Genomic DNA, 24,559 nt, shown 5'->3' on the forward strand with positions numbered 1-24,559 from the left:
CTGGCCGCATAACCAGATGTGGGGCTTGCCCCCGTGGCGGCCTTCGGGCCGACCATGTCGTTGGCTTTGACCGAGTACATATCCGTTGCTGCGGTAACGGCTGCCTATGGTTCCGCTCTTACAGCGGCTCACTTTTGGAGGGACCCAAAAGTAAGCAAAAGGTCCTCGCCCCAACACTCGGCACCTCGCCTAGGCTCGGTGTGCCCTCACTCCGGTTTGACGGGGCGATTTGAGATCAAAAGCCGAAGCGCGGCGGCCTTAGAGCCGACCGGAGTTGGGTCTGGTGTACTCGGTAAATGTGGGAGGGGGCTTGCCCCCGATAGCGGTGAGTCAGTCAACCCAAGTATCACTGACCCACCCTCATCGGGGTGTAGAACCGTAGACATCGTTTACATCTGAAACCGGGGACATCGTTTACACATTTGAGGCCTGGACGCGGGTCATACCTCGTCCAAGCCTCCCCAAGGGATAATCACACAGGTACAAATCCCAAGCATCATCTTCAGCTTCTTTGAGCCCTATCCTTTCCCCGGACAGCGCCTCGCTGATAAATACCAACTTGCCGTTCCACTTGATCGATCCGTCCTGCCTGACGCTTCGAACTTTCATTTCTGCCGGATATTCCACATCGGGCAAGCATCCTGGATAAATTCGGGTGGACGGCACATACAAGTCTCCCGGACTTTTCATGCCGAGCGCTTCGTGAGGGCGTACGTAATTAAACTCATGCCTGAAATGCTCCAGCAAAAGCTGCTGCTCGACTAAGTTTTTCCCTAAGGGCAATTCAAGTTTCAAGCTACGGTGCATTCGTTCATGGCGACCATTCTGGGCGGGTCTTCCCGGCATGGTTCGCTCGGGATAAATACCCAGCCGAATCCACCAAACTGCCAGTGTGGAAATTCTTGCCAGGCCAGGAGAGGCGAACGGTACCCCGTTGTCCGAACGGATAACTTCCGGCATGCCGTACTCCTGAAAAAGCCTCTCAAAGGTCTGTTTTACAGGCTGGGTCATGATCTTGGGATGGGCCCTGCACGCTAAAATCAGCCGCGACGCATGGTCTGTGACGGTCAAAGGGAAGCACATCTGAGCATTAAGCATCTTGAACTGCCCTTTGTAGTCAGCACACCACGTCTTGTTAGGTTCGTCGGCCTTTCGCATTTGTGTGTGGGAAATGCTGTGTTGGCGTTTGAAGCGCCGCTTTTTGACGAGCCCAAGTCGGTCAAGCCATTGACCGGCCGTACTTGGAGAGGGCCAGGTGACGGAGGGATCTTCCAGCCGTAATAGCTCGAGAAGCTTTTTCGGCCCCCATTTATCGTGAGCCTCCTTCATCGCGACTACACGGGCCAAAATCTCGTCGTCGGTTTTATTTGGGCTGTTGTGAGGTCGCCGGGACAGTTCGGATAAAGACCTCAAATCGCCGTCGTGCCGGGCAATCCACTTATCGACGGTAGGTCGGCTAACGTCAAAGCGGCGTGCCAACTGGCTTTTAGTGAAGTTGCCAGAAAGCCAATCAGCTACCAGCTTGATTCTTTGATTCATGGGGGACTCTTGGTTCCAGGGCATGATCAGTTACCTCCTGATCATGCGTATTAGCCTGTAAACCATGTCCCCGGTTAGAAATGTAAACGATGTCCCCGGTTTGTACCGGGGCAAGCCCCCTCCCACATTTGGAGCGATGTACATCAGTCGGCTCATTCTCAGGCTCAGGATCAGACGGTGGCGCAGCTGAAGGTATAAGGTCATCGGGGTGTAGCCCCCTCCCACATTTGGAGCGATGTACATCAGTCAGCTCATTCTCAGGATCAGACGGTGGTGTGGTTGAGGGTATAAGGTCGCCTGGCGCGGTCAAAACTGTGGGAGGGGGCTTGCCCCCGATAGCGGTGGGTCATTAGCAAAGGGATCAACTGAATGTGTTGGTATTCCAGGCATAAAAAAACGCCGCGTACCTTGCGATACGCGGCGTCCTTCACATCAACACACCGTTAAGCCTGGATCACCGGGATGTTGGCGCTTGCTGCGATTTTGCGGAACTCGGCGATCTGGTCGAAGTTCAGGTAGCGGTAGACGTCACTGGCCATGGTGTCCAGTTTCGCTGCGTAGCCCATGTACTCTTCGACGGTCGGCAGGCGACCCAGGGTGGACGCGACTGCCGCCAGCTCAGCCGAAGCCAGGTAGACGTTCGCGCCGTCACCCAGGCGGTTCGGGAAGTTACGGGTCGACGTCGATACCACGGTCGAGTTCGGCTCTACACGTGCCTGGTTACCCATGCACAGCGAGCAGCCCGGCATTTCCATGCGCGCGCCAGCCTTGCCGTAGATGCCGTAGTAGCCTTCTTCGGTCAACTGGTGAGCGTCCATCTTGGTCGGCGGCGACAGCCACAGACGAGTTGGCAACTGACCCTTGACCTGCTCCAGCAACTTACCGGCAGCACGGAAGTGACCGATGTTGGTCATGCACGAACCGATGAACACTTCGTCGATCTTCTCGCCGGCAACACTGGACAACAGACGGGCATCGTCCGGGTCGTTCGGTGCGCAGAGGATCGGCTCGTTGATTTCGGCCAGGTCGATCTCGATGACTTCGGCGTATTCCGCGTCGGCATCGGCTTCCATCAGTTCCGGGTTGGCGACCCAGGCTTCCATCGCTTGAGCACGACGTTCCAGGGTACGGGCATCGCCGTAGCCTTCGCCGATCATCCAGCGCAGCAGGGTGATGTTGGAGTTCAGGTACTCGGTGACGGATTCTTTCGACAGCTTGATGGTGCAACCGGCAGCCGAACGTTCGGCCGAGGCGTCGGAGAGCTCGAAAGCCTGCTCCAGCGTCAGGTCGTTCAGGCCTTCGATTTCCAGGATGCGGCCGGAGAAGGCGTTTTTCTTGCCTTTCTTCTCTACGGTCAGCAGGCCAGCCTGGATCGCGTAGTAAGGAATGGCATGAACCAGGTCACGCAGGGTGATGCCAGGTTTCATCTTGCCTTTGAAGCGCACCAGGATCGATTCCGGCATGTCCAGCGGCATCACGCCGGTGGCGGCGGCGAAGGCGACCAGACCGGAACCCGCCGGGAACGAGATGCCCATCGGGAAACGGGTGTGGGAGTCACCACCGGTACCGACGGTATCCGGCAGCAGCATGCGGTTCAGCCAGCTGTGGATGATGCCGTCGCCTGGACGCAGGGATACACCGCCACGGGTCATGATGAAGTCAGGCAGGGTGTGGTGGGTGGTCACGTCGATCGGCTTCGGATAGGCCGCGGTGTGGCAGAAGGACTGCATCACCAGGTCGGTCGAGAAGCCCAGGCACGCCAGGTCTTTCAGTTCGTCACGGGTCATCGGACCGGTGGTGTCCTGGGAACCCACGGTGGTCATCTTCGGTTCGCAGTAGGTACCTGGACGAACGCCTTTGCCTTCCGGCAGGCCACACGCCTTGCCGACCATCTTCTGGGCCAGGGTGAAACCCTTGCCAGTGTCGACCGGTGCTTCAGGCAGCTTGAACAGGTCGGTAGGGCCCAGGCCCAGCTCGGCGCGCGCCTTGTCGGTCAGGCCACGGCCGATGATCAGCGGGATACGGCCGCCGGCGCGAACTTCGTCGAGCAGGACCGGGGTCTTCATTTCGAAGGTGGTCAGGACTTCGTCGGTGCCGTGTTTGCAGACTTTGCCAGCATGAGGGTACAGGTCGATCACGTCGCCCATGTTCATGTTGGTCACGTCGAATTCGATCGGCAGCGCGCCGGCATCTTCCATGGTGTTGTAGAAGATGGGAGCGATCTTGCTGCCGAAGCAGAAGCCGCCGGCGCGCTTGTTCGGCACGTAGGGAACGTCGTCGCCGAAGAACCACAGCACCGAGTTGGTCGCGGATTTACGCGAAGAGCCGGTACCGACCACGTCACCGACGTAGGCGATCGGGAAGCCTTGGCCGCGCATTTCTTCGATCTGCTTCATCGGGCCGGTCTTGCCTTGCTCGTCCGGCACGATGCCTTCACGTGCCATTTTCAGCATGGCCAGGGCGTGCAGCGGGATGTCAGGGCGGGACCAGGCGTCCGGGGCAGGGGACAGGTCGTCGGTGTTGGTTTCGCCGGTGACCTTGAACACGCGCAGGCTGATCTTGTCGGCCAGGGTCGGACGGTTGCGGAACCACTCGCCGTCAGCCCAGGACTGGATCACGGCTTTGGCGTGCGCGTTGCCGTTACGGGCTTTTTCGGCGACGTCGTGGAACGCATCGAACATCAGCAGGGTGTGCTTGAGTTGGGCAGCCGCGACAGGCGCCAGCTCGGCGTCGTCCAGCAGCTCGACCAACGTCACGATGTTGTAGCCGCCCTGCATGGTGCCGAGCAGTTCAACCGCGCGTTTCTTGTCGATCAGGGGGGAAGTGGCTTCGCCCTTGGCCAGGGCAGACAGGAAACCGGCCTTGACGTAGGCAGCTTCGTCAACGCCCGGTGGAATGCGATTGGTGATCAGGTCAACGAGGAATTCTTCTTCGCCAGCCGGAGGATTCTTCAGCAGCTCAACCAGGCCTGCGGTTTGTTCGGCATTAAGCGGCTGGGGAACGATACCCAGTGCTGCACGCTCTTCGATATGTTTGCGGTAGGCTTCAAGCACAGTTATTACCCTCATCAGTGGTCCCACGGGACGCTCATCCAGAAATGAACGGCACGCATGCGCTCGGGGGCTTTTTGGGCCGCAAAGCCAGCGCTGCCGGCATTCCTTACAGAAGCTGCTTTCAAAGTTTTACGCCTGCAGAACGGAGCTGATGAGGGTTGGCGCTGATCATTACCTACCGGGTAATAACCATCGCCAACACCGTTCTGAAGGAACGACTGTGCTCGTGACGCTTTGAAAACAGCTTCCAGCGGATTATTGGCGCCTTACAAGGCCGGATGATTCTACGGCAAAAAATTTCGAAAGGTAAGTTGCATCACCAAGTTTGCTGGGTGATCAACCTTAGACAAAGGGCTAACATGGCGCACTGTTTCGCTGATTTGCGTGTCGTTGCCCATGTCCAACCAAACCATCAAGACCCCCTGCGTCGGCCTGTGCTCCACGGTCTACGGCGATCTCGTGTGCCGTGGCTGCAAGCGTTTCCACCACGAAGTGATCCAGTGGAATGGCTATAACGAGGAAGAAAAACGTGCGGTCTGGCTGCGGCTGGAGCAACTGTTGGTGCAGGTGATGGCCGGCAAGCTCGAGATTTTCGACCCCAAGACCCTGCGCGGCCAACTGGAGCAACGCAAGATCCGTTTCGTGCCGCACCAGTCCGAGTACTGCTGGGCGTACCAGCTGATTGCCCGCGGCGCGCGGGTGATCAATAACCTGGAGGCGTACGGCATGGTGCTGTTGCCGGAGTTTCGCGACTGGGCCTTGCCGGAACTGCGCGATGCCATCGACCGTGAGTTCTTTATCCTCTCCGAGGCGCATTACCAGCGCTATATCGCCCCGGGGTTCCTGAAAGACGCGCTCGCTGACTGACGACACACATCCAACTGTGGGAGGGGGATCGGCGTCAGGCCTTGGTCGCCAGTTCTTCCAGGTGATCCATCAACGTCTGCGGCTTGAGCACCAGTACATCACTGTCCACCGCATCCAGGATCACCTCCGCCGTATTGCCGATCAACGCCCCGGAAATGCCGGTGCGCCCCACGGTGCCGATGATGGTCACGGCCGCTTTCAATGTGTGGGCCAGGTGGGGGATCAATACATCCGCCGGGCCTTCCTCGACATGCAGGTGCGCGTCGTCCACATCGAATTCCGCCTGGAACGCCTTGCACTGCTCGCGATAACGCGCCTCGATGGTTTCCTTGAGCTGGAACGTCGGGTCCGCCGCCGACAACATCGGCGACGGATGGGCGCTGATCACATGCAACTGCGCCTTGGCCAGGCTGGCGATGTCGAAGCCATGGTCGATGATCGCGTGATGCAGCTCGCGGTGTTCCCCGTCGTTGTTGCCCACATCGATCGCCGCCAGAATCACCCCGCCCGCCCAAGGCGTGGACGTCTTGACCAGCAACACCGGCGTCGGGCACAAGCGCAACAGCTTCCAGTCCGCCGGCGTCAGCAGCGCCTTTTTGAGCGGGCTGTCGGGAAAGTGCTGCTTGATCACCAACCCACAGCCTTCGGCCTGCTGCACGTCGATAATGGTGTCATGCAGGCTTTCATTCCACGCCTGTTCGGTGGTCACGCTGTAACCGTCCTCCTGCAAACCGGCCTTGAGCAGGCTCAACAGCGCCGAATGCTCGTGTTTCTTGTCGCAGACCAGCAAGTGCAGGTGCGCGCCGGTGACCCCGGCGATCAGCTTGGCGCGCTTGAGGGCCAGGCTTTCCGAGTGCGCGGGCTCGATGACCACCAGGATGCTGCGAATGGCTTGCATGATCGGATCTCCAAAAGGGTGGGCGTGGAACAACTATAGTTGCTGCCCGCCAGACGTCATGTTGATGCACATCAAGGCCGGTGGCTGGTGGTCTGCGGTGCGGTGGGTATAATCGGCGGCCTTTTGTGATCCTTTGCCCGTGAGCCCGATGAACCTGCCCGAAATCCACGAATTCCTCGGTTGCCGAACCCCCGACGCCTGGGTGCAGGCCGCATTGGCCGATCAGGACACCCTGTTGATCGACCACAAGAACTGCGAATTCAAAGCGGCCAGCACCGCCCTGAGCCTGATCGCCAAGTACCACGCCCACGTTGACCTGATCAATATGATGTCGCGACTGGCCCGGGAAGAGCTGGTGCACCATGAGCAGGTCATGCGCCTGATCAAGAAGCGCAAGGTGGAATTGCGCCAACTGCACGCCGGGCGCTATGCCTCCGGTTTGCGCAAGGTGGTGCGCAGCCACGAACCGGTCAAGCTGGTGGATACCCTGGTGGTCGGCGCCTTTATCGAAGCCCGCAGTTGCGAGCGTTTCGAAGCCCTGGTGCCGCATTTGGACGAAGAACTCGGCAAGTTCTACTTCGGCCTGCTGAAAAGCGAGGCGCGGCACTTCCAGGGTTACCTGAAGCTGGCCTACCAGTACGGCGACGCCAAGGACATCGCCCAGGTGATCGAGCGGGTGAGGGCGGCCGAGCAGGAGCTGATCGAATCACCCGATATCGAGTTCCGCTTTCACAGTGGCGTGCCAGCCTGAGGCCACGGCCACGCCGATCAAGGCGGTGATCCCGGTCAGCAGCAGGATCACCGCTTGCGTGCCCAAGGGCGCCGCCAGCAGTGCAATCACCAGGCCGGCCAGCGGCTGGGGCAGGTTGTTGAGCAAGGTGATCACGCCCACGGTCTTGCCGAAGTCCTGCACCGGAATGACCCGCTGGCGGGTGCTGCGCAGGTAAACGTTAAACATCTTGTCGAAGCCGGTGACCAGCAGGAAGCCCAGGGTGTATGCCCACAGGTTGGGACTGAGCGCCATGATCAACGCGCCGGCGCCGATCATCGAGTAAGACAGTCCGCCCAGCACTTTCAGGGGCAGGGTGGAGCGTGCCAGGTAAAACAGAATCGCAATGGTCACCCCCGCGCCGGCCGCCTGCAGCAGGGCATAGGTGTCCTTGTCGGCGGCGTACAGCCCGGTGACCATGGCGGCGGAGGTGGCCAGCGTCACCCCGATGATCAGGTTCACACCGACCGCCAGGGTAATGATCCGCTTCAGTTCCGCCAGGTGACGGATATGCCCGAAGGCGATGCGCAGCGGTTGCAGCCAGATATCCCGGTGCTGCCGATGGGTGTCCAGGCTTGCCGTGGTTTTACGCTGCCAGGCCAGCATCGCCAGGTCCGCCAGCACAAACAGCCCGGCAATCCCCAGCACCACCCAGTGCCAGGCCCACACCGCCAGCATCAGCGCGGCCACCAGCGGCCCCAGCACCAGGCCGCTCTGGTCGGCGATCTGCGAGTAGGAGAGGGTCTTGGCATAGCTGTACTGCTGGAAGACATGGGGCATCAGTACTTCGCGGGCCATGATGCCCTGGGTCGTCAGCACGCCGCACAACGCCGACAGCAGCACCAGCCAGTAGATACCGTCGAACATCCCATACAACGCCACCGCCACCACACAGGCCAGTGCCCGGTAAACCTGGCTGATATGCAGGATGCGCACCGGCGAATACTTGTCGCACAACGCCCCGCACACCGGAAACGCGAGATAGCGCGGCAGTGACTCGACAAAGAAGGCCAGCCCGGCCCAGGACACGCTGTGGGTGGTCTGGAACACGATCAGCGGCACGATAAACAACAGGATCTGGTCCGCCAGCCGCGACAGGAACAGCGAAACGAAGAACGCCAGGTAATCCTTGCGCATACAACTCCCTGTGGATGGCGTTAAAAAGTGCAGGCTATTTGTTAAAAACTCTTAAAAGCATGAAGCTTCGTCGGCACCAACTGGCCAGTTGCTTTAGTTGCCCAGCTTGCCACCTATAATGCCCGCTCTTCAATCCGCCTTTGCACACTGAGAACTTATGGAAAACCTGGGTCTGGGCAAGGTCCTGCTCGTTGAGGACGACGAGAAGCTGGCAGGGCTGATCGCGCATTTTCTGTCACAGCATGGCTTTGAGGTCCGCGTGGTGCACCGTGGCGATGAAGCCCTGGCGGCGTTCCTCGACTTCAAACCCAAGATTGTCGTGCTCGACCTGATGCTGCCTGGCCAAAGTGGCCTGCATGTGTGTCGCGAAATCCGCACGGTGTCCGATACCCCCATTGTGATCCTCACAGCCAAGGAAGACGACCTGGACCACATCCTCGGCCTGGAGTCGGGTGCCGACGACTATGTGATCAAGCCGATCAAGCCGCCGGTACTGCTTGCACGCCTGCGCGCCCTGCAACGTCGCCAGGCGCCCGAGCCGACGGTGCGCGGCGCCCTCGCGTTCGGCCGGTTGGCGATTGACCGCAGTTGCCGGGTGGTCAGCCTGGGGGACGAGCAGATCGACCTCACCACCATGGAGTTCGAACTGCTGTGGTTGCTGGCCAGCAGCGCGGGCAAGATTCTTTCCCGCGACGACATCCTCAACCGCATGCGCGGCATTGCCTTCGACGGCCTTAACCGCAGCGTCGACGTGTACATCAGCAAATTGCGCGGCAAGCTCAACGACAACCCCCGTGAGCCGGTGTGCATCAAGACCATCTGGGGCAAGGGTTATCTGTTCAATCCGTTTGCGTGGGAGGTCTAGATGCTGCGCCTGTTTCTGCGCCTGTATGTGATTCTGGCGATCGGCCTGGCGGGGGCGATCTGGCTGGTCAACTACACCTTCGACGAACTGCTCCCCGAAGCCAACGAGACCTATAACCGCGAAGCCATGCGTGGCCCGGCATACGGCTTGGTGGAGCAACTGCGGCCGTTGCCCGTGGAACAGCGCGCTGCACGGCTGGCCGAGTTGCAGTCCCACTACGGACTGCGCCTGAAGCTGGTGCAAAAGGATGCCCAGGCCCTCACCGAGCGCGAACAGAAGCTTCTGGAGCAGGGCTTGCTGGTGGTGCGCGGCGACTTCATGGAGTTTCTCACGGGCATCGACGGTGGCACGCAACTGCTGGAAATCAAACTGCCGGAAGAGCCCAAGTGGTTATACCTGTGGGCCTACGGTTTTCTCGGGCTGTGCCTGGCCATCGTCCTGTATTTCTGGGTGCGCCCGCACTGGCGCGACCTGGAACATATCCGCCTGGCCGCGCAGCGCTTCGGCGACAACGACCTCGGCTCACGCATCCTGCTGCCGCGCAGCTCCACCGTGCGTGCGCTGGCCGGGCACTTCAACCAGATGGCCGAGCGCATCGAAAGCCTGATCGCCAACCAGCGCGAACTCACCAATGCGGTGTCCCACGAGCTGCGTACACCGATTGCACGGTTATCGTTCGAACTCGACCAGCTCAAGCAACAGGCCGACCCGCACCAGCGGGGCGAATTGATCGCCGATATGTACGCCGACCTCGGCGAGCTGGAGGAGATGGTGTCCGAGCTGCTCACCTACGCCAGCCTGGAGCGCGGCGCCACCCAGGTCACCCGCGAGCGCATCGAGGCCCACAGCTGGCTCGACAGCGTGATCGGCAGCGTCGCGCTGGAAGCGGAGGCGGCCGGCATCCAGTTGTCGTTGCGCACCTGCGAGGTCGACGTTATCCAGATCGAACCGCGCTTCATGGCCCGCGCCGTGATCAACCTGCTGCGCAATGCCATCCGTTATGCCGAGCGCCGGGTCGAGGTGTCGCTGGTGAAATTCGGCGAGGGCTACGAAGTGCGTGTGTGTGACGACGGCCCCGGCGTGCCCGAGGAAGGCCGGGCCAGGATCTTCCAGCCCTTCATGCGCCTGGATGCCAGTCGCGACCGCCGCACCGGCGGCTTCGGCCTCGGCCTGGCGCTGGTGCAACGGGTGTCGCAGTGGCATGGCGGGCACGTGCACGTGATGGATTCGGAGTGGGGCGGGGCGTCGTTTCGCATGACGTGGGCGTCTGCCGAATAAGTATCCGGAGAACAGTGGGAGGTAAATGTGGGAGGGGGCAAGCCCTCTCCCACATTTTCTGACGGGCTTACCCGGTCAAAAGGTGTATTCCAACACCCCCATCACCGAGGTCTGCAAGCGCCGCTCCACAATCGGGCTCTTGCCCGCGTCATCCGCCAGGTATTGCACATCCAGCAGGGTCGAGAACTGGATGTGCTCGCTGATCGGCAGGCTCCACACCAGATTCATGCCATTGCTGATGTTGCCCGCACCGGCCTTGTAGGCCTTGAAGCGACTTTGCGCGGCCTGGTCGGTGGTCACGCCGTACCAGGTCTGCAGGTAATTGCGGTCACCAAAGTGACTGTTGAGGCTGGCATCGACCGATCCGTAGCGGCCGTCGTAGAGCGTGGTGCCCAGGCTCAGCTCCAGGTGGGTGAACGCCTTGCCGCTGTCTTTGTGGTCATCTTCCTTGAGCGCGTGTTCCAGGGTCGCGCCGGCAATCACGCCACCCAAGTTATAGCTGGCACTCACCCCCACCTGCGGGCGGGCCTTGATCTCGCCCATGCCCTTGAGCCGCTTCGAGCCGGCGTGCAGGCTTTGATTCTTGTCCTTGCGTGAATGGCTGGCACCGATATAGGTGCTGAAGCTCAAGGCGTTGCCTTCATAGCCCCAGCCCAGGCCTTTGTCGGTGTCGAGGAAGATCCCCCAGGGGCTGACGACTTTGCCGCCCAGCACCGGCGCGGTCATGCGTTCATCGCTGCCGCTGTAGCGGGGCACGTTGGCCATGCCGGCCTTGAGGCTGTATTGCCAGTCTTCGGCAATTGCGCGGTCGGCAGCGGCCAGCAGGCACAGTGAGGAGAGCGACAGGTACAGGGGGGTTGAGCGCATAAAGGGTTCCATATGGGGGTTAGAAGGCCAAGGGTTTATAAGGGGCTCGAGTGCGTTTGAAGGCGTAGCCCGAAGCGCTGAGACCGTTGATCTGGCGGCTCACCGTATCGCCCAGGCCGTAGCCGTTACCGGCGAGGACGGCATGGGCGTTGTCGATCGGCAGCAGGATGTAGTCGGTCAGCGGTTCGTCGTGCAGTTGGCCGCGAATCACCAGGAAGCCGTCTTCCAGGCGCACGCTGATGCCGCTCAGGGGCGCGTCGGGCTCATGGGTGTTGAGCACTTGATAGGTGCCGATGGTGTCGGCCCAGGCCGAGGGCAAGGGCGGCGGTTCGATGCGCTCACCGATAGCCACGCGCTGGCCGTGGCTGCGGGCGGTGAGCATCTGGCGGCCTTGCACGCTGATCACGTCCAGTTGCACGCGGCCCAGTTCGCCGAGGTCCTTGAACCAGAAGCCGAGCACTTTCTTCTGCGCGCGCAACCAGCCATCGTCGTCGCGCAATAATTCGAAGGTGTAGCCGGCCAACTCGCCCGACAGCCGCTGATCGTCATCCTTGATCCGGAACACGCCCCAGGCGGTGGCGTAGAAGCCGGCCAGGCGCTTGCGGTCAATGGCGGCCGGTACGTGGCGCAGTTTCAGGCCGTGGCTGGGCGCCTGGCAGTCGTCGGCGCAGACCGCGTGGCCGGTTTGCGCCTGGAGCAGCAGGCGCAGGGTGTCGGTGGCCAGGCCGGCCACCAGGTCTTCGGCGTTGCTGTCATTGGCCATGATGATCACGGCCAGTTGCTGGTCGGGCAGCAGGCTCAACTGCGCGGCAAAATCGTCGCCACCACCGCTGTGCTGGTAAGTGCGTATACCGGGGCCGACGGGTTCGTCACCGCATGGGGCGAGGAACCAGCCCAGGCCCATCTGGCAATCGAAGTCCAGCGCATTGCCGGTGTTCTGCTGGGTGAACATCGCGTCAATCGAAGCGCTGCCCAGCACGCGGTTGCCTTTGTAGACGCCTTGGGCGAAGAGCATGTGCACGTAATGCGCGAGGTCTTTCGGGCTGGCCCACAGGCCGCTGGCGGCGAGGTCGCGCACCGGGGCATCGGTACTGGCAACGCCGTCCGTGTAGCCCAGGGCGCGGAACGCCTGCTGGCTGGCGGTGCCGACAAAACTCGACTGGTTCATTTCCAGCGGCTTGAGCAGGCTGTTTTGCAACTGGGCTTCAAAGCTTTTGCCGCTGCTGCGCTCGATGGCTGCGCCCACCAGGGCATAACCGAGGTTGGAATACGCCACCTGCGAGCCTGGCGGGCTGCTCAGCCAAACCCCCGACACGCGCATCGGCATCTGCCCCATGGCGTAGGTGCTGCGCAGGTCACGCAGGTGTTCACTGGGCAGGCCGGACTGGTGGCTGAGTAAACGCCGCAGGGTGACAGCGCGGTCGGCGGCGGCCTGGTCGTCATGAAAGCGCGAGCGCACGTAAAACTCGCGCAAGGTCTGCTGGATCGGCGCATCCAGCGCCAGCCGCTGTTGTTCCACACATTGCAGCGCGGCCGTGGCGGTGAGCAGCTTGGAAATGCCACCGGCACGGAACGCGGTGTTGGGCGTGACCGGCACGCCCCGGGCCTTGTCGGCCAGGCCGAAGCCCTGGGCCCAGATCAGCTCCTGGCCATTGACCAGGGCAATCGACAGGCCGGCGATATGCTCTTGGGCGATCGCCCGGGGAATGCGGGCTTGCAGGTAGCGGATGATGGCGCCGTAGTCACCCTTCTGAATGGGCGGCGGTGCCGGCGGCTGCCCATGGCAACCGAGGCTGCCCAGCAGGCAACCCAGCAGCGGAATACCGCGCAATCTGCGAAACATGAGGAGCACCCGAATGGCTGTTTGGATGCTCGAATGCTAGGGAAGGGCCGTCCAACAATCTTTGCGAGCTTTGTCGGGAAACTGTCAAAGACTGTTAACGGCTGAGCCCATGGTGTTCATGCCACTGCGCGATGGATTCTTCGGGGTATGCCTCAAACTGCAGGTCGCCCTTGCGCACGCTGACTTCGACCCACGGCGCCTTCGAGCCCAGCATCAGGTGCGTATGCGCCGGCGGTACTGGCAACGGCGTGTCGATGGCCGAGGCAAACGGGTGGATCAGCTCCGGCCACTCCGGGCTGAACAGCCATAGCGCAGTGCCACACTGCGAACAGAAATGCCGCTCGGCGCTACTCGCATGGGCACGGCTGGCGCCCTCGGGTTTGAGCCGGGCGTGGTAGATCGAAATCTGTTTGCGCCCGCGCACTTGCAAGCTATTGGCATCCCCGGCCAGGTTGATCGCATAACCACCGCCGCCTTGGGTCTTGCGGCAGATCGAGCAATAGCAACGCTGGTAAGGGTACGGGTGGGCGCTGGTGAGGCTGAACGTCACGGCGCCGCAGTGGCAGGATCCCTCAAGCTGCATCGGGGCTGACTCCTCTTGGGTTTATGTAACAACGCTTTGCTAATACCTTAGCCTCAGGCAAGATTCCTTGCTTTGGTTTCAGGGAAGACACCCATGATTGCTCAGTTGCACAGCGCTGCCGCGCAAATTCGCCATGCCGTGCGTGCGGCCACCGAAGGCCTGGTCGGACGCGAGCAACTGGCCGAGCTGATTGTATTGGCCGCCGTGGCCCAGGAACACATCCTGGTCATCGGGCCACCTGGCACCGCCAAGAGTGCCGTGGTGCGGCGTGTGGCGCAGTCCATGGGCGGGCGTTATTTCGAGTACCTGCTGGGGCGCTTTACCGAACCCTCGGAATTGTTTGGTGCGGTGGACTTGAAGAAACTGCGCGAAGGCACCGTCGAAACCGACGTCAGCGGCATGCTGCCGGAAGCCGATATCGTCTTTCTCGATGAGGTCTTCCTCGGTTCGACCGCCATCCTCAACACCCTGCTGGGCGTGCTTAACGAACGCCGCTTTCGCCGTGGACACACCCAGATCCAATGCCCGCTGCGCGTGTGTGTCGGTGCTGCCAACGGCCTGCCGGACGACGAAGCGCTGGCGGCGTTCGGCGATCGTTTCCTGTTGCACCTGTTTGTCGAGTCGGTGCCGGATAACCAGTTGGAGGCCATGCTCGCGGGTGGCTGGCAGTCGGAACAGCGGCCGGTGCAGCAGTTGCTCGGTTTGACCCAGTTGGACACCCTTGGCCATGCGCTGAAAAGCGTCGATCTAAACACCGTACGTCCGTTACTGGCCCAGGCTATCCGCCGCCTGCGTGAAGCCGGCATTCAGTTATCGGACCGGCGCATCGTCAAGTCTCAACGGCTGATCGCAGCGGCTGCCTTGCTGGGCGGGCGCCTGGAAGCCAGCGATGCCGACCTGTGGCCGCTGCTGTACGTGCTGCCGACCCAGGAAACCCAGCAGCACGGTCGTGAAGTGCTGCGCGACCTGTTTGCCGCCTCCAGCAACCGTCATTTGTTCAGTGCGGTGGAGGAAGCCACCTTGCAGCCGATGTCACGACTCAATCGCCTGTTGGAAACCGCCGAAGATTACCTGGCACGCACCGAACCACCGGCGAGCCCGGCGCTGGAAGGCCTGCTGCGCGAGATTGACGCCAACTTCAACAGCCAGACCCTGCCTGAGCCGTTGCGACAGGTACGCGGGCAATTGGCGCGACTGCTGACGCCCACGCCATGAGTGCAGCGTTGCAGCGATGGACCTGGCGCCCACGGCAGGTGCCGACCGAGCCGCAGGCCGCTGTCGCCTGGGGTGACGCTGCTCGGCTTCTGCACGCGCGCTTGTTACAGCTGCCGGACGAACAGGCTGCGCGACTGCAAGCCACGGCCAGCGGTGAAGTGCTGGTGGTTACCGGCGCCGGTGTTGACCTGCCCTGGGTCGACGGGGTGGCCTACGCCGCACCGGGAGATGTCGCGCCAGGGCTGTGGTTGCCCACCAGTTGGGAGCCGACAACTGCGGTAGATGTGCTGGGCCAGGCCCTGGCGGCACGCTTCAAACGTTCGCCGTTATTGCTGTGGCGTGAACCGCAGGCCGTGGTGCCGCTGGATCGCTTGCTGCCCGTCAGCCCCGATCATTTGCGGCGAATCGCTGCTCACTGGGGGATGCCCGATGCAACTGCCTGATGCCCTGCAACCCTGGCGGCAGTGGCTGGAATGGTTTGCGCCCCAGCACCTGCCGGTGTTCGCCGATCTGCTGGGCCGTCTCAACCCGCTGCTCGGCCCACTGCGGGGCAGGCAACAAGGCGGTGTGCCGGAGCCTGATGGCCTGGGCGACCTGCAACGCCGTGGCCCCTATGAGCGTCTGCTCTCCAGTGAATGGTTGCTGGCAGAGGAGGTACCCGATGAGTTTCTTCGCCGTGCGGTCGGGGGCGAGCATATGTTCCTCGCGCCCCAGTACCGTGCCCGTGAGGCCAACCGCCTGATAGTGGTGCTGTTCGACGCCGGTCCCTTGCAGTTGGGGGCCGCACGCCTGGTGCATATCGCATTGCTGATGCTGTTGGCGCGGCGTGCCGAAGAGGCGGGCGCCGAGCTGCGTTGGGGGCTGCTGCAAGGTCCGCCGGTGTTGCATGAACTGGATTCGCCTGCACAGATCAAACGTCTGCTTAACGCCCGCACCTATGAAGGGGTGAGCGACAGCCATTGGTATGCCTGGCGCGACTGGATGGCCGCGCAGGATCGTCCTGTGGGTGAATGCTGGATGGTCGGGCAACGCTTGCCGGTCGCCGACGCCAGGCATTGCAGCCACCGGGTCCAGGTCAAGCGCAGCCTGGATGGGCGTAGCCTGTCGTTTGAGCTGCAGGCAAGCCAGACGCGACGGGTGTTGCTGCCGATGCCGCAAGCGCAGCACGCGGTGCAATTGCTCAAAGGGCGGTTCGATCACGAGGTCAAGGCACCGCCCGCCAGCAAGACTGGTGTGGTGCCGCGCGTGGTCCTGACCTTGCCGCCGGTGATCTCAGGCTCCGGCAGCCATGTCGCCCTGCGCATGCTGGATGAAACCGGAATGGTGGTGATCAAGCTGCCGTCGAGGAACCAGAAAAAATCCCTCGAGGTGCGTCGGCGCCTGTGGTCAAGCCACCAACGCGCGTTGAGCATGAGCTTTCACTACCGCAGCCTGGGCGCTGTGCTCAGCAGTGACAACACCTTGAGCTTCTGGAACATACCGGGCATTGCCCCGATCGACAAACCGCCCGCCGAACGACTGCACCTTCCTCCAGGCACCGCGACGTTCCTGCCCTCGGTGTGGTTGCGCAGTCAGAAAAGCGAACGGCTCTACCTGCTGGACAGCAAGGGCCGGCTCGCCTGCTGGCAAGGCGCGGTGCTCCGCGCCCCGGCGCGTGAGGGCTGCGACATCACCGACAATGTCATCGGCCTGGCCCAGGTCGACACCTTGACCCTGGCCTACGCCCGCAGTGAAGGCGGGCAAGTCGTCGTGTATGCGGCTACGGGCGATGGGCTGAGGTCCGGTGGTTACGCGGTGGGTACGGCCAATGGCGTGAGCCAGGTACTGTTTGCAGGCACCGCCTATTGGCGGCAGTACTTTGGCGGCTGTGCACTGCTGACCGATAATCTTGGCAGCCAACGTTGGCGCGTGGTCACCCACGACAGCTTCCCCTCGAAAAAAGCCCAGATCGACCTGGCCCCCGGCTGGAAGGCCATCGGCCTGCACCATGAGGTTGGCCCCCAGGAACTGCACGCGCTGGTACTGCTGGGCCCGAACCAGTACACCGTCGGTTTGTATATCGAAGGGCAGCAGCGTGTGCTGTTCACCACCTCGGCAGCGATTGCGCGGGCAACGTTCTGCCCGATGAGTGGCCTGGTCGCCGTTATCACCAGCGCCCGTGAACTGTTGGTGTATTCGGTGCCCGAGCGTGCCATGCGCCTGCAAGTGCTGTGTAACCAGGTCGCGTTGTTAACTCATGAGCGTGAGCATGCTTGAACAGGACGGAATGCTGATCAGGCGCCCGCTGCTGACGGGGCATCAACACATTGATGGGCTGTGGTTTTCCAGCGACCGCTTGGATTTGCACGAGCGCGCCGGCTTGATCCTCGAATACTGGCAGCCCGGCGCCCGTGCCTACCGCTTTGCCGACGGCGATGTGTTGCAGTTCGCGCGGCCTGAATCGGTGTTGTGCGAAACCCTGGTCGGTTGGCCGCTGGTGCGCCAGGGCCGTGGTTTGTCCTCCGCGTTGCTCGACCCGCAGGAGCTGCGGGCCTTGCCGGCTGCCGACCTGTGGCTGGTGCGTGGCAGCCAGGTGCAGGCCTTGCAGTTGCGCGATGCGCAGTTGCTGGCGCCTGGGCAGTGGCTGGATATCAGCGCCTGCACACTGTTGGATACCTTCGACTGCCATGCACCGGTACTGGAACCGGTGCCGCCGCTGCGGGTCACCGATGTGCGTGAGATTCTCGGCGGGGCACTGGGACCCGTCAGCCCGGAGCGGGAAGGGGTGATGCAGGCGCTGATCGAACGTCAGCGCCATGCGCCGAAGAGCCCGCCGGCCAAAGCGACCGCGCCTGGCAACAGCGAGTGGGGCTCACGCGAGCCTGCCGCGTTCCCGGCACTCAAGCTTGGCGCGACCTTTGCGCTGGTGACTGCTGTGCTGTGGATGGCCAACCAGGGTCAGCACGCGCCCTTGACACCCATGCCGACGCTGAGCAGCGATCAGGTTTTTGCGGTGGTCGGCTTGACGTTGGTCGGTGGGCTGTTCTTGACCGGCTTTTTATGGGGCCTGAACCGAGCGCTGCGGCGTGGGCGCACGCCAGTCGCCGGCACGCCAACAGCACCGGTCGCCCCAGGCATCGCTGCGCGCAGCGAACCGCGCCAGCACAAACCCGCCGCATGGCGCCGCTGGCTGACCCGCCTGACCCTGCATTCGCGTTTGTCCACGTTGTATGGCAAGCGTCAGGCTGCTTATGTGCGGCGGATGCTTGAGATGTTCGAGGACGGCAATTTCGAAGAAGCCTTGCGCCATGCCATTCCCTTGAATGGTGAGCAGTCCGGTGACGAGCAGAGCTTTGGAACGCCCCAACGCCGCCAGGACCTGGCCCTGGACCGGCAGAACGGGGCAAGCCGTTCGATGTTCTTCGAAGAGGGGATGACCGAGCACCTGCGCCAGGTCTACCGCCAGACCTATGAGCGCCTGGACCGCGCCGGGCGCATTGAAGAAGCGGTGTTTATCCTCGCCGAGTTGCTCAAGGAGCGTCAGCAGGCCCTCGATTACCTGGAAAAACACGCGCGCTATCAACAAGCCGCCGACCTCGCCCTGGCCTGGGATATGCCACCTGGGGTGATCGTACGCCTGTTGTGCCTGGCCGAGAACTGGCAGCGCGCCTTGCTGGTGGCGCGCCGTGACGATGCCTTCGGCGATGCGGTGTTGATGCTCCAGGCCAAATCACCGGAAACCGCCGACCGCCTGCGCCTGGAGTGGGCCGAAGCGTTGATCGCCAAGGGATTGTGGCTGCAAGCGGTCGATGTGATCTGGAGTCTGCCGGCTGAACGCCCACGCGCCGCGCAATGGCTGCTCAATGCCGAAGCGGCCGGTGGGCGCCTGGCCATTGGCGCGTTGGTCAAGCGCGCCATCCTGCTGCCGGACACCCTGGAGGCGTACGGCGAATGGGTCGAAGACGTGCGTGACGACCCCGCGCGCGGCAGCGAGCGCGCCGCCCTGGCCGAGGCATTGCTGGAACATAAAGCCCAATCCTCGGCCCTGGCCTGGCTGGCAGGCGCTACCGTGCACGCGATTCTTGCCGACCAGTTCAGTGGGCACGGGCGTCTGAACTTCAATCAGTTGCAGGCGCTGGTCAAAATGAGTCGGGATAAATTGCTTCAGGCGGACCTGCCGGGCCAGGCGCTGAAACGTCCAGCCGTTGTGTCGCTGGACCGCGTGGGCAGCACGCTGGAGTGGTCCGCACCGGCGGCGGGCAATCGGCCGATCCTGGATGCCGTGCCCCTGCACGATGAGCGTTACCTGTTGGGGCTGGGCGAGGCCGGCGCGATGGTGGTGGATGCGCAGGGCAAGACGCTGTTTCATTTTGCGGTGCCGGCGCAGCAGATTGTCATCGGCCGCAGCCGCCAAGTGGCCTTGGCGCTGACGCGTCGAGACCGGCTGTGGCGTATCAGCAAGCTGGACCTGGTAAGCCGCACGGCCACGGACCTTGGTGTCTTGGCGCTGGACGTATTTGCCAAGGTGTTTGACGGCACTGCCTGGACCGTCGGCCGTGACCGGGAACTGCGGGTGGTGGACGTCGATCGTGGGTTTGAAACGTTATGGCACGTGGGCGATCTACCGGCACGGGTGCATGCCCTCGAGACGGATCAGCACAACGAATACCTCTGGCTGTTGGAAATGGGCGGGATCCTGGCGCTCTGGCATTATCGTTTGCCGGAGCGTCGCTTGATCAGTCGCGACCCTGGAATCGATGTCATAGAAGCGGATTTCGGGCTACCCAGTGCAACCGGTCAGGCGGCGCAATACTTGATCAAGTACGACAGCGAAGGGCCGCCGATCCTCGTCCTGAAGCAGGGTGGGGCGCGCAAGGGCTATCGTTTGCCCGGCAACCTGCGGGAGGAGGAGTGGGATCAAACGGTCTGGCCATTCCTGTTCGAGGACTGGCTGCTGATCCGCTATGGCGTGGAGGAAGAAGAGACCCGTTGGCATTTCATTCATCGCGCCAGCGACCGGCTCTGCGTCAGCCTGCACTGGCCACAAGCGCAAGTCCAGGCGCGGCGCCTGGGGGCGGACTGGCTGTTATTCGATGATCAAGGCCGCTTGAGCCACATCAACCTCGACCACGCCAGCCAGCACAACCTCACCCTGCATTGACCGTTTCCGGCATCAACGTGGCAATCAATGCCCGTATGGTGCCGGGCAGTGCCTCAAGCTCCCTGACCAGAATACTGCGCTCGCGAATCGCCCACGGCTCATCCAGCGTCACCGCCACCAGTTGCATGGTGCGGCTGTGCCGTACGGCGGCGGACTCGGGGATGATGCCGATGCCCACGCCCGCTTCGACCATCCGGCAAATCGCCTCGAAGCTCGACACCTGGATACGCAGGGACAAATGCTTGCCCAGCCGCTCGACGTGTTCACGCAGGAAGCTGAGCAAGGTGCTGCCTTCATGCAGGCCGATATGCTGATAGGCCAGGGTCTGCTCCAGGGTGACCGAGGCTTGACCGGCCAAGGCGTGGCCGACGGGCACCATCAGCACCAGTGTGTCGGTGCTGAAGTGCAGCACCTGCAAACCCGCCGCCTCCACGGGGCCGGCGATGATGCCCATGTCACTGGTGCCATCCAGCACGCCGCGCACGATATCGCGGGATAAGCGCTCCTGCAGGTCGACGGTCACGCCAGGGCGCTGGGACAGGAAGCCGGCCAGCACCTCCGGGAGGAACTCGGTGACCGCCGTGGTGTTGGCGAAGATGCGGATATGCCCGGCGGAATCCACGCCGTATTGGGTGAACTCACTCTTGAGGTAATCCACCTGGCGCATGATCAACCGCGCATGGTGCAGCAGCCGTTCACCCGCCGGGGTGATCTCTACGCCACGGCTGTCGCGGTACAGCAGGCGCGTGTCGAGTTGGCCTTCCAGCGCCTTGATCCGCGCACTCGCGGCGGCCGGCGAGAGGAACGCACGCCTGGCGCCCTGGGTGAGGCTGGGGGATTCGGCGATATGGATAAACAGGCGCAGGTCGGCCAGGTCGAAGTGCATGCAAAACTCCAGGCTTGCGAAGACCTGTGGCGAGGGCGCTTGCTCTCGTTGGGGCGCGAAGCGGCCGCAAAAAACCAGGCCTGCTGCGCAGTCCAGCGGGAGCAAGCGCCCTCGCCACAAACGGTACGGGTTGGAATGCGGCGTTCAGCATAACCGAACGCTGGTTTATTGAAATGCAAATTCTCAGAACGGGCCGGCGCTTGCATGATCCGGGGCAGACACTCACTGCCCGAGGACCTGTACCCGATGAGCGCCACTGACTGGATCGGCCGAAGCGAAACCGCCCACGACCACCTGAGCCATAACCTGCTCAAACGCATTGCCGCCACCTTTGGCGAAGCCGTCCCCGAGCAGGGCGCGGACCTGCCGCCGCTGTGGCAGTGGTGCTTCTTCCAGGACCCGCTGCCGGAAAGCGCCCTGGGCGGCGACGGCCACCCGGCCCGTGGCGGCTTCCTGCCGCCGGCGGATAACCGCAATCGCATGTGGGCGGGCGGGCGTATCGAGTTCCTGCACCCGCTGCGGGCCGGCGAGGCGGCAACCCGCGTGTCGACCATCACCCAGGTCGAAGAAAAGACCGGCCGCAGCGGCTCGCTGTTGTTTGTCACCGTGCGCCATGACTATGCCCAGGACGGTCGCCTGGCGATCCGCGAAGAACAGGACATCGTCTACCGCGAGCCGACGCCGCCCAAGCCGGGCAGCGGCGAGGCCCCGGCCCAGGGCGAGTGGCAGGAAACCATCGACCCCACGCCGACCCTGCTGTTTCGCTACAGCGCCGTGACCTTCAACGGTCACCGCATTCACTACGACTACCCCTATGTCACCGGCACCGAAGGCTACGCCGGGCTGGTGGTGCATGGCCCGCTGATCGCGACCTTGAGCCTGCGCGCGTTTTGCCGCGCCCATCCCGAAGCCAGCGTGCGGCGCTTTGCCTATCGCGGCGTGCGCCCGTTGATTGCGCCGCAGCCGTTTGCAGTGGGCGGTCGCATCAGTGACACCGGGGTGGCAGCGTTGTGGGCCGGGAATACCGATGGCCTGGCGCAAACCGCTGAAGTGCATTTCGAATAAGCCAAGAACAACAGGCGGAGAGCCGTGAGATGAACCCGAATGACAACGAAGAACTCAACTCCATCCGCGACGGCGTGCGCGCCTTGTGCGCCGCATTCGACGCGGCCTACTGGCGTCGGATCGACGAAGAAAAGGGCTTCCCCGAAGCCTTCGTCAAGGCGCTGACCGACGCCGGCTGGCTGTCGGCGATGATTCCCGAGGAGTACGGCGGCTCCGGCCTGGGCCTGGCCGAAGCCTCGGTGATCCTCGAGGAGGTGAACCGCTGCGGCGGTAACTCCGGCACCGTGCATGGGCAGATGTACAACATGTTCACCCTGTTGCGTCACGGCAGCGAGGCGCAAAAACGCTTCTACCTGCCCAAGCTCGCCAGTGGCGAATTGCGCCTGCAATCCATGGCCGTCACCGAGCCCACCACCGGCACCGACACCACCAAGATCAAGACCACCGCGATCAAGCGTGGCGACAAATACGTGATCAACGGCCAGAAAGTCTGGATCTCGCGGGTGCAGCATTCCGACCTGATGATCCTGCTGGCGCGCACCACGCCGTTGGCCGAGGTGAAGAAAAAGTCCGAAGGCATGTCGATCTTCCTGGTCGATCTGCGTGAGGCCATCGGCAACGGCCTGACCGTGCAGCCCATTGCGAACATGGTCAACCACGAGACCAATGAGTTGTTCTTCGACAACCTTGAACTGCCCCTCGATAGCTTGATCGGCGAGGAGGGCAAGGGCTTCAAATACATCCTCGACGGCCTCAATGCCGAACGCACCCTGATCGCCGCCGAATGCATCGGCGACGGCCGCTGGTTTATCGACAAGGCCAGCGCCTACGCCCGCGACCGCGTGGTGTTCGGCCGGCCCATCGGGCAGAACCAGGGCGTGCAGTTTCCGATTGCCGAAGCCCATATCGAAGTCGAAGCGGCCGACCTGATGCGCTGGCGCGCCTGTGCGGAATACGACAGCGGCGCGAATGCCGGCGCCAGCGCGAACATGGCCAAGTACCTGGCGGCCAAGGCGTCCTGGGAAGCGGCCAATGCCTGCCTGCAGACCCACGGCGGCTTTGGCTTTGCCTGTGAGTACGACGTGGAGCGCAAATTCCGCGAGACGCGCCTGTACCAGGTGGCGCCGATCTCCACCAACCTGATCCTGTCCTACGTGGCCGAGCACCTGCTCGAGCTGCCACGCAGCTTCTGAGGGCCTGCCCATGAGCCATACCCAAGCCCTGTGTCGGTTTCTGGCCGACCTGGCCTACGAGCAGTTGCCTGAACCCGTGCTGGCGCGCACCGAAGACCTGTACCTGGATTGGCTGGCGTCCGCGTTGGCCAGCCAGGGCGCGCACCCGATCCCATTGTTCGAGCGCTATGCGCGGAAGATGGGCCCGAGCAGCGGCCCGGCCCAGGTGATCGTCAATGGCACCGGCAGCAGCGCGTATTTCGCTGCTTTGGTCAACGGCGCCTCGTCCCACCTGGTGGAACAGGATGACCTGCACAACAGCTCGGTGCTGCACCCGGCCACCGTGGTGTTTCCCGCTGCCTTGGCGGCCGCCCAGGACCTCGGTAAATCCGGCCGTGACTTGTTGCTGGCCTCGGTGGCCGGCTATGAGGCGGGGATCCGCATCGGCGAATTCATGGGGCGCTCCCACTACCGCATCTTCCACACCACGGCCACGGTGGGCACCCTGGCGGCGGCCGTGGCGGTGGGCAAGTTGCTGGGTTTCAATCAGGACCAGTTCACCCATCTGCTTGGCAGCGCCGGCACCCAGGCCGCCGGGCTGTGGGAATTCCTGCGCGATGCCGCCGACTCCAAGCAACTGCACACGGCCAAGGCGGCCGCGGACGGTTTGCTCGCCGCGTACCTGACAGCGGATGGCCTGACCGGTGCGCGCAATATCCTCGAAGGCGACCAGGGCCTGGCGGCGGGCATGTCCACGGATGCCGAGCCGAGCAAGTTGTCGGCTGGCCTTGGCAGCCGTTGGGCGCTGCTGGAGACCTCGTTCAAGTTCCACGCGTCGTGCCGCCATACCCATCCGGCCGCCGATGCGTTGCTGGCGTTGATGCAACGCGAAGGCCTGGAGGCCGTCGATGTCGCCGGTGTGGAAACCCGTGTGCACCAAGGCGCCATCGATGTGCTGGGGCGGGTAAGCGTGCCGACCAGCGTGCATCAGGCCAAGTTCTCCATGGGCACCGTGCTGGGGTTGATCGCCGTGCATGGCAAGGCCGGGCTCACCGAGTTCCATGAGTACGCGTTGACCGATCCCGCCGTCGCCGCCTTTCGCGACAGGGTCAGCATGACCCTCGACCCCGAGGTCGATGGCGCCTACCCGCAGCGCTGGCTCGGCCGCGTCACCGTCACCACGGTTGACGGCCGCACCCTGCACGGCGCCATCGACGAGCCCAAGGGCGACCCGGGGAACAGCCTGAGCCGTGCAGAGCTGGCGGATAAATTCCAGCGCCTCGCCCGGTTCAGTAGCGCCCGCACACCGGCCCAGGCCGACATATTGATCGCCAAGGTCTGGGATGTGCGCAACGCCGCGTCCATGGCCCACTGGCTCTGAG

The 24,559-nt window shown here is 62.8% G+C and carries 19 protein-coding genes; 11 read left to right on the forward strand and 8 right to left on the reverse strand.

What is annotated here, in order from left to right; genetic code table 11:
* Positions 1-414 precede the first annotated feature (414 nt).
* Both J1N02_RS31860 and acnB read right to left on the reverse strand, forming a co-directional pair.
* Positions 415-1,563 carry an integrase core domain-containing protein gene (locus J1N02_RS31860; protein WP_421148313.1) on the reverse strand — a complete coding sequence of 383 codons (1,149 nt, stop codon included), beginning with the start codon at positions 1,561-1,563 and terminating at the stop codon, positions 415-417.
* A 419-nt stretch (positions 1,564-1,982) separates the two neighbouring features.
* Positions 1,983-4,592 carry a bifunctional aconitate hydratase 2/2-methylisocitrate dehydratase gene (acnB, locus tag J1N02_RS31865; protein WP_027608550.1) on the reverse strand — a complete coding sequence of 870 codons (2,610 nt, stop codon included), beginning with the start codon at positions 4,590-4,592 and terminating at the stop codon, positions 1,983-1,985.
* A 396-nt stretch (positions 4,593-4,988) separates the two neighbouring features.
* Between acnB and J1N02_RS31870 the strand changes: the two genes are divergently transcribed.
* Positions 4,989-5,459, forward strand: a complete 471-nt coding sequence (locus J1N02_RS31870; protein WP_027608549.1) for a DUF1289 domain-containing protein — start codon at positions 4,989-4,991, stop codon at positions 5,457-5,459.
* Positions 5,460-5,493: 34 nt separating this feature from the next.
* On the opposite strand, the gene J1N02_RS31875 is transcribed toward J1N02_RS31870, so the two are convergent.
* Positions 5,494-6,357 (reverse strand): universal stress protein, encoded by an 864-nt coding sequence (locus J1N02_RS31875; protein ID WP_027608548.1) that lies wholly within the window; start codon positions 6,355-6,357, stop codon positions 5,494-5,496.
* A gap of 148 nt (positions 6,358-6,505) precedes the next feature.
* Between J1N02_RS31875 and J1N02_RS31880 the strand changes: the two genes are divergently transcribed.
* Positions 6,506-7,108, forward strand: a complete 603-nt coding sequence (locus J1N02_RS31880; RefSeq protein ID WP_027608547.1) for a tRNA-(ms[2]io[6]A)-hydroxylase — start codon at positions 6,506-6,508, stop codon at positions 7,106-7,108.
* Here J1N02_RS31880 and J1N02_RS31885 read toward each other — a convergent pair.
* Complete coding sequence (locus tag J1N02_RS31885) at positions 7,064-8,263, reverse strand: MFS transporter (protein WP_027608546.1); 1,200 nt, start codon at positions 8,261-8,263, stop codon at positions 7,064-7,066. The two genes, J1N02_RS31880 and J1N02_RS31885, sit on opposite strands and share 45 nt — an antisense overlap.
* 157 nt (positions 8,264-8,420) lie before the next feature.
* Here J1N02_RS31885 and J1N02_RS31890 point away from each other — a divergent pair, with 157 nt between their 5' ends.
* Both J1N02_RS31890 and J1N02_RS31895 read left to right on the forward strand, forming a co-directional pair.
* On the forward strand, positions 8,421-9,128 hold the full coding sequence (locus J1N02_RS31890; RefSeq protein WP_065928008.1) for a response regulator: 708 nt from the start codon (positions 8,421-8,423) through the stop codon (positions 9,126-9,128).
* Positions 9,129-10,406, forward strand: a complete 1,278-nt coding sequence (locus J1N02_RS31895) for an ATP-binding protein (RefSeq protein ID WP_027608544.1) — start codon at positions 9,129-9,131, stop codon at positions 10,404-10,406.
* 75 nt (positions 10,407-10,481) lie between these two features.
* Here J1N02_RS31895 and J1N02_RS31900 read toward each other — a convergent pair whose 3' ends face one another.
* The 3 genes from J1N02_RS31900 to J1N02_RS31910 all read right to left on the reverse strand — a co-directional run bounded on the left by J1N02_RS31900 (position 10,482) and on the right by J1N02_RS31910 (position 13,699).
* The gene (locus tag J1N02_RS31900; protein WP_108572891.1) at positions 10,482-11,273 is read right to left on the reverse strand and encodes a MipA/OmpV family protein; all 792 of its coding nucleotides are present in this window, start codon (positions 11,271-11,273) and stop codon (positions 10,482-10,484) included.
* Positions 11,274-11,292: 19 nt separating this feature from the next.
* The gene (locus tag J1N02_RS31905; RefSeq protein ID WP_108572893.1) at positions 11,293-13,116 is read right to left on the reverse strand and encodes a serine hydrolase domain-containing protein; all 1,824 of its coding nucleotides are present in this window, start codon (positions 13,114-13,116) and stop codon (positions 11,293-11,295) included.
* 94 nt (positions 13,117-13,210) lie between these two features.
* Positions 13,211-13,699 (reverse strand): GFA family protein, encoded by a 489-nt coding sequence (locus J1N02_RS31910; protein ID WP_405125708.1) that lies wholly within the window; start codon positions 13,697-13,699, stop codon positions 13,211-13,213.
* Positions 13,700-13,792: 93 nt separating this feature from the next.
* Between J1N02_RS31910 and J1N02_RS31915 the strand changes: the two genes are divergently transcribed.
* Genes J1N02_RS31915 through J1N02_RS31930 form a run of 4 tightly spaced genes read left to right on the forward strand, consistent with a single transcriptional unit; the run spans position 13,793 to position 20,054 of the window.
* Entirely contained in the window at positions 13,793-14,914 is a 1,122-nt protein-coding gene (locus J1N02_RS31915) for an AAA family ATPase (RefSeq protein WP_027608540.1), read from the forward strand.
* Positions 14,911-15,357 carry a hypothetical protein gene (locus J1N02_RS31920; RefSeq protein WP_421148314.1) on the forward strand — a complete coding sequence of 149 codons (447 nt, stop codon included), beginning with the start codon at positions 14,911-14,913 and terminating at the stop codon, positions 15,355-15,357. Before J1N02_RS31915 ends, J1N02_RS31920 begins: the two co-directional genes overlap by 4 nt.
* The gene (locus J1N02_RS31925; RefSeq protein ID WP_421148315.1) at positions 15,344-17,170 is read left to right on the forward strand and encodes a hypothetical protein; all 1,827 of its coding nucleotides are present in this window, start codon (positions 15,344-15,346) and stop codon (positions 17,168-17,170) included. The genes J1N02_RS31920 and J1N02_RS31925 overlap by 14 nt, the downstream gene beginning before the upstream one ends.
* Complete coding sequence (locus tag J1N02_RS31930; protein ID WP_098479328.1) at positions 17,163-20,054, forward strand: bpX6 domain-containing protein; 2,892 nt, start codon at positions 17,163-17,165, stop codon at positions 20,052-20,054. The genes J1N02_RS31925 and J1N02_RS31930 overlap by 8 nt, the downstream gene beginning before the upstream one ends.
* Here the strand turns inward: J1N02_RS31930 and J1N02_RS31935 are convergent.
* A complete protein-coding gene (locus J1N02_RS31935) occupies positions 20,041-20,940 on the reverse strand; it encodes a LysR family transcriptional regulator (RefSeq protein ID WP_027608536.1) in 900 nt (299 codons plus the stop codon). The two genes, J1N02_RS31930 and J1N02_RS31935, sit on opposite strands and share 14 nt — an antisense overlap.
* A gap of 246 nt (positions 20,941-21,186) precedes the next feature.
* Here J1N02_RS31935 and J1N02_RS31940 point away from each other — a divergent pair, with 246 nt between their 5' ends.
* The 3 genes from J1N02_RS31940 to J1N02_RS31950 are packed head-to-tail and all read left to right on the forward strand — an operon-like array spanning position 21,187 to position 24,558.
* Positions 21,187-22,005 (forward strand): FAS1-like dehydratase domain-containing protein, encoded by an 819-nt coding sequence (locus J1N02_RS31940; protein WP_098479330.1) that lies wholly within the window; start codon positions 21,187-21,189, stop codon positions 22,003-22,005.
* Between the two features lie 29 nt (positions 22,006-22,034).
* Positions 22,035-23,198 carry an acyl-CoA dehydrogenase family protein gene (locus J1N02_RS31945; protein WP_169899375.1) on the forward strand — a complete coding sequence of 388 codons (1,164 nt, stop codon included), beginning with the start codon at positions 22,035-22,037 and terminating at the stop codon, positions 23,196-23,198.
* Between the two features lie 10 nt (positions 23,199-23,208).
* Positions 23,209-24,558 (forward strand): MmgE/PrpD family protein, encoded by a 1,350-nt coding sequence (locus J1N02_RS31950; RefSeq protein WP_421148316.1) that lies wholly within the window; start codon positions 23,209-23,211, stop codon positions 24,556-24,558.
* Position 24,559 lies beyond the last annotated feature (1 nt).

This window comes from Pseudomonas sp. NFX5 (assembly GCF_049132125.1).
In the GTDB taxonomy this organism is placed as follows: domain Bacteria; phylum Pseudomonadota; class Gammaproteobacteria; order Pseudomonadales; family Pseudomonadaceae; genus Aquipseudomonas; species Aquipseudomonas marginalis.

Bases quoted from the DNA above. Each gene is read 5' to 3' on its own strand.
- J1N02_RS31870 (WP_027608549.1), top strand. From the start codon at position 4,989: ATGTCCAACCAAACCATCAAGACCCCCTGCGTCGGCCTGTGCTCCACG.
- J1N02_RS31860 (WP_421148313.1), bottom strand. From the start codon at position 1,563: ATGCCCTGGAACCAAGAGTCCCCCATGAATCAAAGAATCAAGCTGGTA.
- J1N02_RS31900 (WP_108572891.1), bottom strand. From the start codon at position 11,273: ATGCGCTCAACCCCCCTGTACCTGTCGCTCTCCTCACTGTGCCTGCTG.
- J1N02_RS31895 (WP_027608544.1), top strand. From the start codon at position 9,129: ATGCTGCGCCTGTTTCTGCGCCTGTATGTGATTCTGGCGATCGGCCTG.
- J1N02_RS31930 (WP_098479328.1), top strand. From the start codon at position 17,163: ATGCTTGAACAGGACGGAATGCTGATCAGGCGCCCGCTGCTGACGGGG.
- J1N02_RS31885 (WP_027608546.1), bottom strand. From the start codon at position 8,263: ATGCGCAAGGATTACCTGGCGTTCTTCGTTTCGCTGTTCCTGTCGCGG.
- J1N02_RS31940 (WP_098479330.1), top strand. From the start codon at position 21,187: ATGAGCGCCACTGACTGGATCGGCCGAAGCGAAACCGCCCACGACCAC.
- J1N02_RS31880 (WP_027608547.1), top strand. From the start codon at position 6,506: ATGAACCTGCCCGAAATCCACGAATTCCTCGGTTGCCGAACCCCCGAC.
- J1N02_RS31875 (WP_027608548.1), bottom strand. From the start codon at position 6,357: ATGCAAGCCATTCGCAGCATCCTGGTGGTCATCGAGCCCGCGCACTCG.
- J1N02_RS31915 (WP_027608540.1), top strand. From the start codon at position 13,793: ATGATTGCTCAGTTGCACAGCGCTGCCGCGCAAATTCGCCATGCCGTG.
- J1N02_RS31920 (WP_421148314.1), top strand. From the start codon at position 14,911: ATGAGTGCAGCGTTGCAGCGATGGACCTGGCGCCCACGGCAGGTGCCG.
- J1N02_RS31890 (WP_065928008.1), top strand. From the start codon at position 8,421: ATGGAAAACCTGGGTCTGGGCAAGGTCCTGCTCGTTGAGGACGACGAG.
- J1N02_RS31925 (WP_421148315.1), top strand. From the start codon at position 15,344: ATGCAACTGCCTGATGCCCTGCAACCCTGGCGGCAGTGGCTGGAATGG.
- J1N02_RS31935 (WP_027608536.1), bottom strand. From the start codon at position 20,940: ATGCACTTCGACCTGGCCGACCTGCGCCTGTTTATCCATATCGCCGAA.
- J1N02_RS31945 (WP_169899375.1), top strand. From the start codon at position 22,035: ATGAACCCGAATGACAACGAAGAACTCAACTCCATCCGCGACGGCGTG.
- J1N02_RS31950 (WP_421148316.1), top strand. From the start codon at position 23,209: ATGAGCCATACCCAAGCCCTGTGTCGGTTTCTGGCCGACCTGGCCTAC.
- J1N02_RS31905 (WP_108572893.1), bottom strand. From the start codon at position 13,116: ATGTTTCGCAGATTGCGCGGTATTCCGCTGCTGGGTTGCCTGCTGGGC.
- J1N02_RS31910 (WP_405125708.1), bottom strand. From the start codon at position 13,699: ATGCAGCTTGAGGGATCCTGCCACTGCGGCGCCGTGACGTTCAGCCTC.